Source organism: Allobosea sp. AK1 (assembly GCF_006714945.1).
GTDB lineage: Bacteria > Pseudomonadota > Alphaproteobacteria > Rhizobiales > Beijerinckiaceae > Allobosea > Allobosea robiniae.
Map to the genome: position 1 here is coordinate 401,788 of NZ_VFMG01000001.1, position 13,485 is coordinate 415,272.

Consider the following 13,485-nt stretch of genomic DNA (forward strand, 5'->3'; position numbering starts at 1 on the left):
ACTGTATGAAAATTGGGAGCAATCCCGCGATTCTCAGGAAAAGCCGATGCGGGATCACAGGCCTGGATGCCGGAAAAGCCCATGACGAAGAGAAAATTCATAAGGCCCGTCCAAAACTCTCGCCGCCGCCATTGCTTCGTCGTTTTTGCATTGTCATAAAACCGGCTTTCGCGCGCTTCTGCCGGCGCTGGTCCCGGTCTCGCCTGCCCGTCTCGCTGTTCGTCCGGAGCCCGGCCTTGATTCCTTCGCTTGAAAAGCTTCGCCGCCTTGCCGCGTTCGCGGGCTGGGCCGCGCTGCTGGCGATCCTGTTCTCGACGCTGTCGCCGCTGGGAGTGCGCCCGCATATTCCGCTGCTGGGTGCGGATCTTGAGCGCTTCCTCGCCTTTTTTGCAGCCGGCGCGACCTTCGCCTTCGCCTATCCGCGGCAGCGCTGGCTCGTATTGGCGGGCATCGTCGCCCTCGCCATCGGCCTCGAATGGCTCCAGACGCTGGAAAAGACCCGCCACGGCCTGCCGCATGATGCGATCGTGAAGGTCGCCGGCGCAACGCTCGGCAGCATCCTCTCCGCCACCTTCGACACGATGGCGCAGCGCTTCCGCAAGCCTGCCTGATTCATCCTGACACAACCTGTGCCGGCACGCTGTCGGCACAGGCTTCCTTGTCCCCAAAAAAAGCCCTCACCTGCGCCAAACTGGCCCGCATCGCCGCGGCATGCGCCTTGCCACTCTGCTCCCACCATGCTCCAGACCGGCACATCGTGCCGCGACGGAACATGCGCAAGCCGGGCGGGAGAGAGATGAGCGTCAATGATCTGAGCGATATGCCGCAGGCTCTGCCCGACAATTATGCGGGTCTCGGGCGGCTTTGGCTCGGCCCCCTGACGGCGGCCTGCGATGCGGCAGTTGTCGCCTCCCTCGTCTATGCGGTGTCCTTCGCCTATCACCTCGGTGCGACCGGCCTGCCGGGCGTCGACCGCTCCACGCGGGAGCTGGCGGCGATGCTCGCGACGCTGTTCGTCTTCGTCAATCTGATGCGCGGACGCTATCAGATCGCGAATTACCTCTCGGCGCGGGGACAGATGGGCTCGGCCTTCGCCGTCTGGAACATCACCCTCGTCGCCTTCCTGGCCCTGCTGTTCCTCGCCAAGATCGCGGACCATTATTCACGCATCGTGATGGTCGCGACCTATCTCTGCGGCATCCCCGTCATTGCGCTGTCCCGCTCGGCCGTCGTCCGGCTGGTCGCCGCCGGCAGCCGGAGCGGACGGATCACCGCCGAGCGCGCTTTTCTCATCGGGCGGGAAGCGAACATCATGTCCTTCGTTTCACGGCACAAGCCCTGGCATATGGGCTTCGCAGTCACCGACGTCGCCTTTCTGAAATCGGGCGGCGAAGCCGCGCTTGCCGCCGATCTCACAGCCGCCGTCGCGAACTGCCGGATGACGCGACCGGACGCGGTCTTCATCGCCGTCCCCTGGTCCGAGCAGGAAGCCATCACGGCCTGCGTCGACGCCTTCATGAACCTGCCGGTCGCGATCCATCTCGCGCCCGAGCCGATCATGGAGCGCTTCGGCAATGCGCATGTCGTACATACGGGCACGCTGTCGAGCCTGCGCTTGACGCGCCAGCCGCTCTCGACGGTGGAAGTCGCGGCCAAGCGCGCCTTCGACATCGTCGCCGCCTCCTGCGGCATCATCCTGACCTTGCCGCTGCTTCTCCTGATCGCGGTCCTGATCCGGCTCGATTCACCCGGCCCCGTGCTCTTCCGCCAGCGGCGCTACGGCTTCAATCAGCAGGCCTTCCGGATCTTCAAGTTCCGCACGATGACCACCACCGATGACGGCAAGGTCGTCGTTCAGGCCAAGCGCAACGATCCCCGCATCACGCGCCTCGGCCATCTGCTGCGACGCTACAACCTGGACGAGCTGCCGCAGTTCCTGAACGTCCTCGCCGGCGACATGTCGCTTGTCGGCCCGCGCCCCCACGCGCTGGCACATGATGTCGAATTCGAGCGCAAGATCGCCAACTATGCCCGCCGCCACAATGTCAGGCCGGGAATCACCGGCTGGGCACAGGTGAACGGCTTCCGCGGCGAGACCGATACCGACGCCAAGATGGCCGGGCGCGTCGCCTATGACCATTGGTATATCGACAACTGGTCGTTCTGGCTCGACATCCGGATCCTGTTCCGGACCGTTCTGAGCCGGAAGGCCTTCGCCAACGCCCGCTGAAGCATCGGCCTGAAACGTGGCATGCGGTTTTCGGAAGAAGCCGGTGCAGGATCAACGGCCGGGATCATCGGGTCGCGGCGGCGAGGCGCGTGGCAAGCGCGTGGCAGCCCGCCCCTGATCGGCGAACCGGAAGACTGCATCGGCACCCGGTCAGGCGAAATGGCGCCATACGGCGCGGCCGAGCCAGAAGCCCCAGCCGGCGAGAAGCGCGATGACCAGCAGCGCCGCCCCGACGAGCAGGGAGCGGCCGATCACGATGCTCGCGATGCTTTCGGAATTCGCCGGTTCATTATCGTTCGCCGCTTGCGGCCGTCGGCCGAAGCCGGGGGCGTGAACAGGTGCGGGAAACCGTTGCACGCGTTCGGGTCGCATGACTCTCTCGTAAGGTTACGCAGGCGTTAAACCACGCATATATCAATGATCCAATTCGCAACAAAATAAAAGCACAAGATACGAGCGCTCCCCAACGGGCGCGCCAGTGACCGCGACTGTCGCTACCCGCCATATTGGGTGTCGGAGACCTGCTCCATCCAGTCGACGGCCTTGCCGTCCTGAACCTCCTGGATCGCGATATGCGTCATCGCGGTGGCCGGAGAGGCACCGTGCCAGTGCTTCTCCCCGGGCGGGAACCAGACCACGTCGCCGGGCCGGATTTCCATGATCGGCCCGCCCCAGCATTGCGCGCGGCCGAGGCCGGCCGTGACGATCACCGTCTGGCCGAGGGGATGCGTATGCCAGGCCGTGCGGGCGCCGGGCTCGAAGGTGACGCTGGCGCCCTGGACGCGCTCGGCCGCATGCGCATTGCAGAGCGGATCGATCCGGACCGCTCCGGTGAACCAGTCCGAGGGCCCCTTCCCGGAAGGCCGGGAGCCTGCGCGCGTGATGTCCAATGAACTGCTCCTCGCTCCGATCCGGATTTTCGAGGAGCATGCCGCCGTCGCGACCGGGAATCCAGTGCGATGAAGCCTCTGTCGCCGCCGCGCGTATCAGGCAACCTTGCGAACAGCCCGTGGCGGCCCTGGGAAGCACGCCAAAAACCACCTCGGGATGGCACGCCTCGCTCCGCCCTTCCCGCATTCACGCACGGCATCGTTCAAATGAAGGAAGCCAGCGGGAGGTCCGGCCTGCATCCATCGGACGATGGCAAGAGATCGCCCTTCATGGATCGCCTGGATCGCCGGCACGCTCCTGTCGGCCTTCGCCGCGATCGGCCTACCCGCGGCGGCCCTGGCAAAACAGCTCGCCTTCGTCGTCGGCAACGACGCCTATCAGGAAATCTCGCCGCTGAGCGCCGGCGTCAACGACGCGCGGGCGATGAGCGCCGCCCTGAAGCGCGCCGGTTTCGAGATCGAGCTGGTCGAGAACGGCACGCAGCGCCAGATCAGCCGCGCGCTGGCCGCGATCGAGGGGCGCATCGCCCCCGGCGACACCGTGCTCTTCCATTATTCCGGCCACGGCTTCGAGATCGACGGCCAGAACTGGCTGCTGCCGGTCGACGTGCCCGCTGCCCGCGAAGGTGAATCCGGGCTCGTCAAGGACGCCGCCTTCAACGCCGCCGAGATCATCGACCGCCTGCAGGCACGCGGCGCCGGCACCGTGGTCGCCATTCTCGATGCCTGCCGCAACAATCCCTTCGCCCGCCCCGGCACGCGCGCGCTCGTCGGTTCGCAGGGGCTCGCCCGCATGGATGCCTCGAACGGCGTCTTCATCATGTTCTCGGCCGGCTCCAAGCAGCAGGCGCTGGACAAGCTCTCGCCGAACGATCCGGCGGCGACCTCGATCTTCGTCCGCAGCTTCCTGCCCCTGGTCGAGCGCACCGACCTCACCTTGATCGACATCGCCAAGGAGACGCAGGCCAAGGTCCGTGACCTCGCCCGCAGCATCGGCCACGAGCAGATCCCGGCCTATTACGACGGCATCGTCGGCCGCGTGAACCTGACCGGCGCGCTGCCGGCCGCAAAGCCGGAGCTCCTCGCCCAATCCGATGCGCCCGCGCCTCGACAGCCCCGGCCCGGCGCCGCCGAGGACGTCTTCTGGCAATCGATCGAGGGCAGCATGCAGCCGGCCATGTTCGAGGCCTATCTCGCGCAGGTCCGTGGCAACACCTTCAGCGGCACCTACCGCAAACTCGCCGAACTGCGTCTCATCGCGCTGCGCGGCGGCGCGCCCTCCCCGCCGGCCCGCATCGAGATGGCGCCACCGAAGCCGCCTCCGGCCGCCTCGTCCCCGGCGCCATCCAGCGATCCCGATATCGCCGCCTGCGACCGCACTGCCGCCGACAGCCGCGACACCGAGAAACCGGCCGACATCGCAGGCGGGGAGTTGAGCGCCGGCAACACCATCCAGGCCATCTCCGCCTGCGCGCGGGCAGCCGATGCGCAGGCGCCGCCCCGGCGCGTCTTCTACCAGCTCGCTCGCGCCTATGAGGCGAACGGCAACCGCGTCGACGCCACCCGCTTCCTGCAGAAGGCAGCCGATCTCGGCCACCCGCTCGCCCTTTACACCTTGGCCGACAAGCTTCTCGCCGGTCAGGACAGGCCCCGCGACGCATCCCGCGCGCTCGCCCTGTTCTACCGCGCCGCCGATTCCGGCATCAGCGGCGCGGTCGTCCGCATCGGCCTGATCTATGCGAATGGGCAAGGCACCGGGCGCGACCATGCCAAGGCCGTCGCCTTCTACAATCTCGCGCTCAAGCTTCAGGAGCCGACGGTCTATCCGGAGCTGGCCGCCGCCTATCTCAACGGCCGGGGCGTCCTCAGGGATATCGGCAAGGCCTGCGAGTTGTTCAGGCAAGGTGCAGCGGCCGGAAACGCCGCCTCCGTCGCCGGGGAGAAAGCCAATTGCGCCGGGCGATAGCGCCGCCGATCGCCCGCAGGCGAGACGCCGGCACGGAGCCGGCAAGCCGATGCCGAAGGAAGCAGCCATGTCGTCCGCACGTTCCCTCGCCCTGATCCTGACGGCCCTGGCCGGCGGCACGCTTCCCCTGGCCGCCGCCCCGGCGCCCTTGCGCATCGCGCAGGCGCAGCTCTCGGCCGAGGACATCTTCTGGCAGAGCATCCAGTCCAGCAGCGATCCCGCCATGTACCAGGCCTATCTCGACCAGGTCGGTGCTGGCCGCTTCACCGGCATCTACAAGGCCTTGGCCGAGATCAGGATCGCGAGCCTGAAGGGTGCTGTCCCCGTCCCGAAACCCGTCGACCAGGGGTCCGGTCGCGCCGTCGTCATCGGCAATGCCGATCCGACCGCCGGCTCCTCCGCCGAATTGGAGGCCTGCGACCGTGCCGCGGCCGCCGCGGCCGATCCCGAGAAGCCGGCGAGCGTCCCCGGCGTCACCTTCGCGGCCATCGATGCCGGGGCCGCCATCCGCGCCTGCCGCAAGGCGGTGGATACGGCCGGTGCGCCGCGACGCGCCTATTTCCAGCTCGGCCGCGCGATCCAGAAAAGCGGCAACACCGCCGATGCCGTCACCTATCTGCGCAAGGCGGTCGAACTCGGCCATGCCGGAGCGATGCACGATCTCGCCAGCATCCTGCGCCGCGGCGCCGCCGGGGTGAAGCGCGATTCCGGCCTCGCCATGGCGCTCTACGAGCGTGCCGCCGGAACCGGGCTCAACGAATCCCTGGTCCAGCTCGGTGCAATGTATGCGGAGGGCAGCGGCGTCCGGCGCGACTATGCCAAGGCGCGCGACTACTACCAGCGCGCCATCGCGGCGAAAACGCCGGGCGCCTACACCAACATGGGCGTGCTCTACGCCAACGGCCAGGGCGTGCCCCGCGACCGCACCAAGGCTTGCGAATACTGGCGCGAAGGCTCGACGCTGGGAGACGATGTCGCCGCCAGGAACCTGAGGCGTTCCTGCCGCATGCGCTAGTAATAAAATTCAACGATCTCATCCACTTGGATGACTTATTTCGAACGGAGGAAGCGCAGTATCTCATCCTTCACAGGAGAGATTCCGCCATGCAACGCCGTGATTTTCTGATCGCCCTCGCCGGGCTTGTCGCCAGTGGCGCCACCGCAGCGCTGACAGCGCCTGCCGAAGCCGCGCCGTCGCGCCTGTCCCTCGACCAAGCCCTCGCGGCAGCCCCTGAAACCGACGCCGAATTCTCGCTGCTGGTGGGGCGCCTCACCCACCGCCGACGCGCCGGCGGATGGTGGCGCCATCGCGTCGCCGCCGCGCGCCGCTGGGGGCGCCGCGGACGGCCCGGCAGGCGCTGAGGCCCGTCGCGCCATGGTCGCGAAAGCCGTCGAAGCGTTGGAGCGCGTCCTCAAGGCACATGGCCCGGGCGTGCTCCAGTCGCTCGCCTTCGACCATTACGACAAGGAAACCCACAAGGAGGTTCGCAAGGGCCGCCTGCAGAAAGCCGGCCGCGGCGCGGCCGACGACGCCCATAATACGGGTCGGGCCCTCGACATCATCATCTACGCCTGGGAGCCGCCCAACTTCGAGAAATGGTCGAGCGAACGCGAGATCGGCTATCGGCTGGTCGATGCCTTCCTGCGCTGCCAGAAGGACATGGCCTGGAACCTCATGGTCTATGACCAGGGTGAATGGGATGCCGAGGGCATCTACAAGACCCGGTTTGCCAAGCCGACCGCCAAGCCCATGGACCGGATCGCCTTCGAGCACCTGACCCATATCCACATCCAGTGGCCGGCGAAGGGCGAGGCCAAGAACAATACGGACTGGGAAGCCATCCTCATCGCCGAATTGCACAACATCTGAAGCGTAGTCGCCCCGATGAGGGCGGCGCTGTTCCGGGCGATGCCCGCAACGACGCCGCCCTTTCGCGAGAACGTTATCGCTTCACCAACTCGACCCGGCGGTTCTGCGCCCGGCCGGCCTCGTCGGCGTTGGAGGCGATCGGCTGGTCCATGCCCTTGCCGACGGGGTTGAGGCGCGTCCGGTCGATGCCGTGGCGCATCGCGAGATCGGCGACCACCGCAAAGGCGCGCGCATCGGAGAGCTTGAGGTTGTAGGCCGCCCCGCCCTGCCCGTCGGTATGCCCGACGACATCGAGCCTGAGCGCCGGATTACGCTTCAAAAGCGCCGCGATCTGCTGGAGCTGCGGCTGCGATTCCGGCTTGATCTCGGCCTTGTCGAAATCGAACAGGATTCCGTAGAGATTGATCCGGCCCTGGGCATCGAGGTTTCGGCTCATCTCGTCGGCCTCGACGACCTTGATCATGCCGGTATCCATCGTCGTGCTCTCGATGACGCGGGCGATCACCGCCCGCCCCCGGCTCTCGTCATCGGAGAAGGCCAGGCTGACATGCACCGTCCCAGTGGGCCGGTTCAGCCTGGCGTAGAGATAGCGGCCATTGCCCTTGCCGAAGTAATTGCGGACGAGATCGCCGAGCTGGAGCTTGGGCATGTCGACCCGGCCATCGAGCGCGAGCCCGAGGAAAAGGCCGGGAAACGGCCCCTCGTTGAAGCAGCTTCCGCCTTCCGTCGAGCAGGTGAAGGCGATCTCGAAGCCCTTGGATTTCAGCGCGGCCTCGTAGTTGCGCTGGGCTTCCAGGCTCGTCCGGCCTGCCGGCAGGATGTAGTAGAGCGTCGTGATCTTGCCTTCGATCAGGGCCCAGCCCGGCCCGTCCTGCGCCGTCGAGCCGCGCTCGTTGATCTTGCCGGTGATGATGCGGGCCTCGTCATAGGCGTCGACCTTGTAGCCGACCTGCTTGGAATCGCCGTAGCGGCCGAGCAGCGGATGATCCTGCGCCGCGGCTGCAAGCGACGCGAGCAGCAGCGTCAGCAGGAGCGTGAAGAGCTTTAGCGAACGGGGCATCGTCCCACCTCTTTGACTGTCACAGATGGTCGGCTGCGGAAACCGGCGCGCGGCTTGCGGCCTCCGCCTCGTAGAACGGCGGCAGGGTGCCGACGCCGGCCGCCCCGGCGAGCAGCCCGCCCGGAAAGATCTGCACCGCGTTGCGGAGATTGCCGACGGCACTGTTGTAGAAGCGCCGGGCCGCAGCGATGTTGGCCTCGACCTCGGCATAGCTGCGCTGGGCCTCCATCATCGGCCCGGACGAGGTCAGCTCGGGATAGCTCTCCGCGACCGCGAACAATCGGGTCATGTCGGCGCCAAGCGAGGCTTCCGCCTTGAACTTCTCGGCGATCCGCCCGAAATCGCGCTCGCCGATCTGCGGCAGCGCCTGCGTCCTGAGCGCCGTGATCTGGTCGAGCAGCGTCTTCTCGTGTTCGAGGAAGCGGCGGGCGATGGCGAGCACGTTCGGGATCAGGTCATGGCGCTGCTGGAGCTGCGCGTCGATGCCGCCCAGCGTCTCCGCGACCTTGTTCCGGCGCGTCACGATCGCCGCATACCAGACATAGAGGATGATGCCGGCGGCGAGCGCGAGCAGGATCAGGAACAGGGTCATGGCGGGCTCCCGGCAGGGTGTGTGGGCGAAGGAGGAAGCGCCTCGTGCGGCGCGCGCACGGCGACATGCATGTCGATCATCGCGTCCACGAGCGCGAAGACGCGGGCGAAATCGGCTTCGAGGCTGGCGAGTTGCTGTGCCGCGACATGGGTCTCGAGGCCGGGGGGCTCGAACAGCGCGCCGGGAATGATGGTCGGAAGCGCAAACACCATCCTGTCGCCGCTGACCAGGAAGAGCGGCGGCAGGAAGGATTTGCCGTCCGCCATCACGAGCAGCCGCTCCATCACCGCTGGCGTCAGGACGGCGCGGCCTTCGACCTGATCGCTCGACCATGTCGCGTAGACCTCCTCGAAGACCGGGTCTTCGAGGCGCAGCCTCTGCAAGCCGTTGCCGGGCTGCTGGCCGTCCCGGTCGCGCAGGATCGTCGTGCCGCGAAACGGCGTGGAGACGCCGAGCTCGACATAGAGCCCCTGGAACAATGTCTGGTTGCTCTTGCCCGCCTTGCGGGTAACCGCGATCTCGCTGATCGTGATCGGGCGGCCGCGATAGCGCCCGGTAAAGCCGTCATCGGCATCGAGATCGTCATAGGCGGGCAGAAGGCCGAGCGCGACGGCACGGCTGAGATCGGGCTTCACCCCGAGGTTGTGGACCAGCTCGCCATGGGCCGCGAGCAGGCGCGGGATCAGGCTTTCCTTGAAGGCCTTCCGGTAGCGGCCTCCCGGGCCCCCGACCGCCCAGATCCACGCTCCGCCGCCGCCGATCACCAGGAAGATGACGAGGGCGACGAAAGGCGAGCCCTTCGAGGAGCCGCTGCTTCCGATCATCAGCCAATACAGCAGCAGAGCCGCCGCAAGGCCGAGTGGGACGAAGAGCAGCGTCCGCCGCCGAGCTTCGATTGCGAGCTTGCCGCGCAAGGCCTCCAGCAGGGTGACTTCTGCCACGAGCGGCGAAGTAGCATCCGAGGAAACCAGTGCCGCGGCAGGTGCCGCCGGAGGCTTCTTGTAATAGCTGCGGAAGAGCGCCCAGGCTCCGAGGACGAACAGCGCCGGAACCAGCAGCGGCAGCGCCAGCGAGACCAGCGCCGCGAGCGCGATCAGCGGAAGGCCGAGGAGCGCCCAGCCGGAATCCGATCCGAGCCAGAAGATCAGAAAGGCGAGCAGCGCCAGGCAGACCGGCCCCGCGATCACGAAAAGCGCGATGCGTTCCATAATGCGCTTCGCCCTGCGCTGCTGGCGTTGCAACGCGACCGCCGAAGACGGCCAGCCCTCTTCGGGCTGCGTTGTGACAGGGCGATCGGGACGTTCCATCCAGGGCGTATCCGTGCGGTTCACCTCGCACGATCACGCCGGAAACCGTCAGGCTTCGCGTCCCTCGTTTGATGGACCAGGCCTCACCTTCTGCCGGGGATGACGGATGCCGTCCTCGCTGTCAGACGACGCACCGCCCGACGCCGGAAAGCGCGTCGACCTTATCGATGTCGCAGGTGCCGTCGCCTCCGGTCGCTTCGCGGAGGCCGTTCAGCAGAAATCGAAATCGCAGCCCTCGTCGGCCTGCAGGACCGTCGTCAGATAGAGATGGCGGTAGCCGCGCGACTCTTCGGCAAGATGCGCCGGCGGGTGCCATTGTGCCTTGCGGCGCGCGAGTTCGGCCTCGTCGACCAGCAATGCAATCGTCCGCGCGGGCACATCGAGCCGGATCAGGTCGCCATCGCGAACAAGCCCGAGCGGGCCACCCACGGCGGATTCCGGGGTGATATGCAGCACGATGGTGCCGAAGGCCGTGCCGCTCATGCGGGCATCCGAAATCCGGACCATGTCCTTGACGCCGGCCTGGGCCAGCTTCTTCGGGATCGGGATGTAGCCTGCCTCGGGCATGCCGGGCGCGCCCCTGGGGCCGGCATTGGTCAGCACGAGGACGTCATCGGCCTTCACGTCGAGGTCCGGGTCATCCATGCGACGGACCATGTCCTCGACTGAGGTGAAGACCACAGCCCGGCCCGTATGCGTCAGCAGGGCCGGGGAAGCGGCGGAGTGCTTGATGACCGCGCCACCGGGCGCGAGATTGCCGCGCAGCACTGCCATGCCGCCGGTCGGCTTCACCGGACTCTGCGTCGTTCGAATGATGCTCTGGTTCGGCACCTCCTCGGCAGCGTCCGCTATCTCGCCGATGGTGCGGCCGTCGATGGTGGCGGCCGAGCGGTCGAGATGCTCGCCCAGCCCCTTCATCAGCTTCGGCACGCCACCGGCCCAGTGGAAATGCTCCATGTAATGGTCGCCGGAGGGCTTGAGATCGATCAGCACCGGCACCTTGCGGCCGATCGCGTCGAACTCCTCTAGGTCTATGCCCAGGCCGGCCCGGCGTGCAATCGCGGCGAGATGGACGAGCCCGTTGGTGGAACCGCCAATCGCCTGCAGCACGGTCAGCGCATTGCGGAATGCGGCCTCGGTCAAAAGTTCGCTCGGCTTCGGCCCGCCCTTGGCGAGGCGCACCGCTTCGCGCCCGCTGGCCTCGGCCGCGCGGATCCGGTCGGCATGGGTTGCAGGGATGGTGCCGGTGCCGGGCAGCGCAATGCCGAGCGCCTCGACAAGGCAGCCCATCGTGCTGGCCGTGCCCATGACCATGCAGGTGCCCTGGGTCGGGGCAAGGCGCCCGCTCAGCACCTCGATCTCGGCTTCGTCGATCTGGCCGGCGCGGTGCTGCCCCCAGAGACGGCGGCAATCGGTGCAGGCGCCGAGCACCTCGCCCTTGTGATGGCCGACCAGCATCGGCCCGGTGATCAGCTGGATCGCCGGCACGTCGGCGCTGACGGCCCCCATGAGCTGCGCCGGCACGGTCTTGTCGCAGCCGCCGATGAGCACGACGGAATCCACCGGCTGCGCGCGGATCATCTCCTCGGTGTCGATCGCCATCAGGTTGCGCAGGAACATCGAGGTCGGATTGGCGAAGGATTCGTGGATGGAGATCGTCGGGAACTCCATCGGCAGCCCGCCAGCCAGCATGACGCCGCGTTTCACCGCTTCGATCAGGCGCGGTACGTTGCCATGGCAGGGGTTGAAATCGCTGAAGGTGTTGGTGATGCCGATGATCGGCCGGTCGAGCGCGTCGTCGGAGAATCCGGCCGCCTTGATGAAGGCCTTGCGCAGGAACAGCGAGAAGCCCGGGTCGCCATAGGTCGCGAGATTGCGACGCATGCCACGCGCAGCAGGGCCGGGAGGCGGCGTATCATCGTCGTGCTTTGCCATGCATCATCGGATGCATATCGTTGCCAGGATTGTCAACAATACTGTTGAAGAGATATAAGGTGACATGCCCGCGAGATTACTCAAGCTCCAGACGACTGACCGCGTCCGCAGCATCACTGCGACGCTTGAGGAGGAGATCGTGCTCGGCTGGCTGATGCCCCGCGAGCGATTGGTCGAGGAAGACCTGGCCGAACGGCTGGAGGTGAAGCGCCATGTCGTGCGCGAGGCGCTGGCCGAGCTCGAAAGGGTCGGGCTGGTGGAGCGCGTTCCCAACCGCGGCGCTGTCGTGAGGCTGCTGGACCCCAGCGACGTCCGCCAGATCTATTCGGTCAGGGTGGCTCTCGAAACGCTGGCCGCCGAGCAGATTCCCCTCCCCGCGCCTGCCGGCCTCGTCTCGCGGCTCGAGGACATCCAGGACACGCATAGCGCCGCGGTGGCCATCGGCGACGCCCGCTCTGCGTTTCGGGCGAACATGACGTTCCACGAGACGCTGTTCGGGGCGTGCGGCAACGGGCATCTCGTCGAACTGATCCAGGCCATGGCCCAGAAAGTCCATGGGGTGCGCTCGATCACCGCTGGGAGCGACCAGCATCTCGCTCTCGCGCGCGACGAGCACCGAGCCATGATCGCGGCGATCGCCGCTGGCGACAGAGCACGGCTTGTCAGCCTGTGCCGCGATCATCTGAGCCCTTCACGCGACGCCTATATCGCCGCCGTGGAGAGGCGATCCGGCGGGCGCCCTTCCCGCGCTTGAATGCTCCCAAGTAAGCGTGATTCCGCATCACGTTCGCCGACAGCATTGTCGTCGAGCCGGGAAAATCAGGATCATCCGCAGAAGAGGCAGCTTCGCCAGCAACTTGCGAAGCCAGGCTGTTGAGGAGCACGCCGACGATCACGAGCGCCGTGACGACATTGGCGATCACGATCGAGCCCGCAGCGAGCGGATCGAGCGTCTGGCGCACCGCCTCCAGCGTGCCGGCAAGGCTGCCTGTGCCGACGCCCGCGCCTGTCGCCGCATCGGCCGCCCCCTTTCCGGGCAGCGGCTTCGCCTGGTCGATCGTCGCCTTGGCATTGCCGCCCGTAAAGCTCGGCTGCGGCCCGACCGAACCCGTCGCCCAGGCCTGCCAGATCTGCTTGACCTGCGCGACGCGGGCGCTCCAGCCCTTGCGGAAAGTCGGCCAGATCTTCAGCGCCTGAAGGAACGCAAGCCGCCGATCGAGCATGGCGGCGATCAGCCGGTCATGATCGAGGTGGCGCTCGATCGCTGCGAGCGTCGCCTCGCCGATCTGACCATCGACCTTCACCGACCCGAGTGCACGCTGCAGCCATTTGACCGACTGCTCCGGCCCGGAATTCACGGCGCCGCCGAAGACAGCATAGTCGACGCCGGCCAGCAGCTTGTCGCCCTTGACCGCGTTCCAATACTGCCGACGGTAGACGTCCTGCAGCTCGGCCTCGTCGATCAATCGGACGGAGCGCTTCGAGACGTGGCGGCGTTGGCGATAGGCGTCATAGACGCGCTGCGTCACCCCCTTCATCGTGGCGCCGCCGGGGTCGGCAGGGTGGTTCGAGAAACCACCTTCGTGGACGAGGGCGCGCGAAAGCGCCGGCGCGAAATTCTGCGCAGTCATGATC

At 66.9% G+C, this 13,485-nt stretch carries 13 protein-coding genes; 7 read left to right on the forward strand and 6 right to left on the reverse strand.

The genetic code is table 11. From position 1 onward, the window contains the following. Positions 1–5 precede the first annotated feature (5 nt). Entirely contained in the window at positions 6–611 is a 606-nt protein-coding gene (locus FHT98_RS02015) for a hypothetical protein (RefSeq protein ID WP_142112044.1), read from the forward strand. A 185-nt stretch (positions 612–796) separates the two neighbouring features. Continuing rightward, the gene (locus FHT98_RS02020) at positions 797–2,230 is read left to right on the forward strand and encodes an undecaprenyl-phosphate glucose phosphotransferase (protein ID WP_170843354.1); all 1,434 of its coding nucleotides are present in this window, start codon (positions 797–799) and stop codon (positions 2,228–2,230) included. A 494-nt stretch (positions 2,231–2,724) separates the two neighbouring features. Here the strand turns inward: FHT98_RS02020 and FHT98_RS02025 are convergent, their stop codons facing one another. Then, positions 2,725–3,120: a (R)-mandelonitrile lyase gene (locus FHT98_RS02025; protein WP_061967120.1), complete on the reverse strand. Its 396-nt coding sequence runs from the start codon at positions 3,118–3,120 to the stop codon at positions 2,725–2,727. A 250-nt stretch (positions 3,121–3,370) separates the two neighbouring features. On the opposite strand from FHT98_RS02025, the gene FHT98_RS02030 reads away from it, so the two are divergent. From FHT98_RS02030 to FHT98_RS02045, 4 genes are all read left to right on the forward strand, one after another. Then, positions 3,371–5,086 (forward strand): caspase family protein, encoded by a 1,716-nt coding sequence (locus FHT98_RS02030; protein WP_142112046.1) that lies wholly within the window; start codon positions 3,371–3,373, stop codon positions 5,084–5,086. A gap of 67 nt (positions 5,087–5,153) precedes the next feature. Further along, positions 5,154–6,101 (forward strand): tetratricopeptide repeat protein, encoded by a 948-nt coding sequence (locus tag FHT98_RS02035; RefSeq protein WP_185745040.1) that lies wholly within the window; start codon positions 5,154–5,156, stop codon positions 6,099–6,101. An 89-nt stretch (positions 6,102–6,190) separates the two neighbouring features. Continuing rightward, positions 6,191–6,448, forward strand: coding sequence for a hypothetical protein (locus tag FHT98_RS02040; protein ID WP_091856629.1), 258 nt, complete (start codon positions 6,191–6,193; stop codon positions 6,446–6,448). Between the two features lie 13 nt (positions 6,449–6,461). Continuing rightward, positions 6,462–6,956, forward strand: a complete 495-nt coding sequence (locus FHT98_RS02045; protein WP_113587118.1) for a hypothetical protein — start codon at positions 6,462–6,464, stop codon at positions 6,954–6,956. A 73-nt stretch (positions 6,957–7,029) separates the two neighbouring features. On the opposite strand, the gene FHT98_RS02050 is transcribed toward FHT98_RS02045, so the two are convergent. From FHT98_RS02050 to FHT98_RS02065, 4 genes are all read right to left on the reverse strand, one after another. Next, positions 7,030–8,016 carry an OmpA family protein gene (locus FHT98_RS02050; RefSeq protein WP_142112050.1) on the reverse strand — a complete coding sequence of 329 codons (987 nt, stop codon included), beginning with the start codon at positions 8,014–8,016 and terminating at the stop codon, positions 7,030–7,032. Between the two features lie 19 nt (positions 8,017–8,035). After that, entirely contained in the window at positions 8,036–8,608 is a 573-nt protein-coding gene (locus tag FHT98_RS02055; RefSeq protein WP_142112053.1) for a LemA family protein, read from the reverse strand. Continuing rightward, positions 8,605–9,915, reverse strand: coding sequence for a DUF3137 domain-containing protein (locus FHT98_RS02060; protein ID WP_142112055.1), 1,311 nt, complete (start codon positions 9,913–9,915; stop codon positions 8,605–8,607). The genes FHT98_RS02055 and FHT98_RS02060 overlap by 4 nt, the downstream gene beginning before the upstream one ends. Positions 9,916–10,125: 210 nt before the next feature. Beyond that, positions 10,126–11,799 carry an IlvD/Edd family dehydratase gene (locus FHT98_RS02065; protein ID WP_248309125.1) on the reverse strand — a complete coding sequence of 558 codons (1,674 nt, stop codon included), beginning with the start codon at positions 11,797–11,799 and terminating at the stop codon, positions 10,126–10,128. Between the two features lie 115 nt (positions 11,800–11,914). On the opposite strand from FHT98_RS02065, the gene FHT98_RS02070 reads away from it, so the two are divergent. After that, positions 11,915–12,604 carry a GntR family transcriptional regulator gene (locus FHT98_RS02070; protein WP_142112060.1) on the forward strand — a complete coding sequence of 230 codons (690 nt, stop codon included), beginning with the start codon at positions 11,915–11,917 and terminating at the stop codon, positions 12,602–12,604. Here FHT98_RS02070 and FHT98_RS02075 read toward each other — a convergent pair. Continuing rightward, positions 12,513–13,481, reverse strand: coding sequence for a glycoside hydrolase family 108 protein (locus tag FHT98_RS02075; RefSeq protein WP_142112062.1), 969 nt, complete (start codon positions 13,479–13,481; stop codon positions 12,513–12,515). The genes FHT98_RS02070 and FHT98_RS02075 overlap by 92 nt on opposite strands. Positions 13,482–13,485: the final 4 nt, after the last annotated feature.

Coding starts and splice junctions, on each gene's coding strand:
- FHT98_RS02020 (WP_170843354.1), top strand. CDS start 797: ATGAGCGTCAATGATCTGAGCGATATGCCGCAGGCTCTGCCCGACAAT.
- FHT98_RS02015 (WP_142112044.1), top strand. CDS start 6: ATGAAAATTGGGAGCAATCCCGCGATTCTCAGGAAAAGCCGATGCGGG.
- FHT98_RS02055 (WP_142112053.1), bottom strand. CDS start 8,608: ATGACCCTGTTCCTGATCCTGCTCGCGCTCGCCGCCGGCATCATCCTC.
- FHT98_RS02060 (WP_142112055.1), bottom strand. CDS start 9,915: ATGGAACGTCCCGATCGCCCTGTCACAACGCAGCCCGAAGAGGGCTGG.
- FHT98_RS02045 (WP_113587118.1), top strand. CDS start 6,462: ATGGTCGCGAAAGCCGTCGAAGCGTTGGAGCGCGTCCTCAAGGCACAT.
- FHT98_RS02070 (WP_142112060.1), top strand. CDS start 11,915: ATGCCCGCGAGATTACTCAAGCTCCAGACGACTGACCGCGTCCGCAGC.
- FHT98_RS02035 (WP_185745040.1), top strand. CDS start 5,154: ATGTCGTCCGCACGTTCCCTCGCCCTGATCCTGACGGCCCTGGCCGGC.
- FHT98_RS02030 (WP_142112046.1), top strand. CDS start 3,371: ATGGCAAGAGATCGCCCTTCATGGATCGCCTGGATCGCCGGCACGCTC.
- FHT98_RS02040 (WP_091856629.1), top strand. CDS start 6,191: ATGCAACGCCGTGATTTTCTGATCGCCCTCGCCGGGCTTGTCGCCAGT.
- FHT98_RS02050 (WP_142112050.1), bottom strand. CDS start 8,016: ATGCCCCGTTCGCTAAAGCTCTTCACGCTCCTGCTGACGCTGCTGCTC.
- FHT98_RS02065 (WP_248309125.1), bottom strand. CDS start 11,799: ATGCGTCGCAATCTCGCGACCTATGGCGACCCGGGCTTCTCGCTGTTC.
- FHT98_RS02075 (WP_142112062.1), bottom strand. CDS start 13,481: ATGACTGCGCAGAATTTCGCGCCGGCGCTTTCGCGCGCCCTCGTCCAC.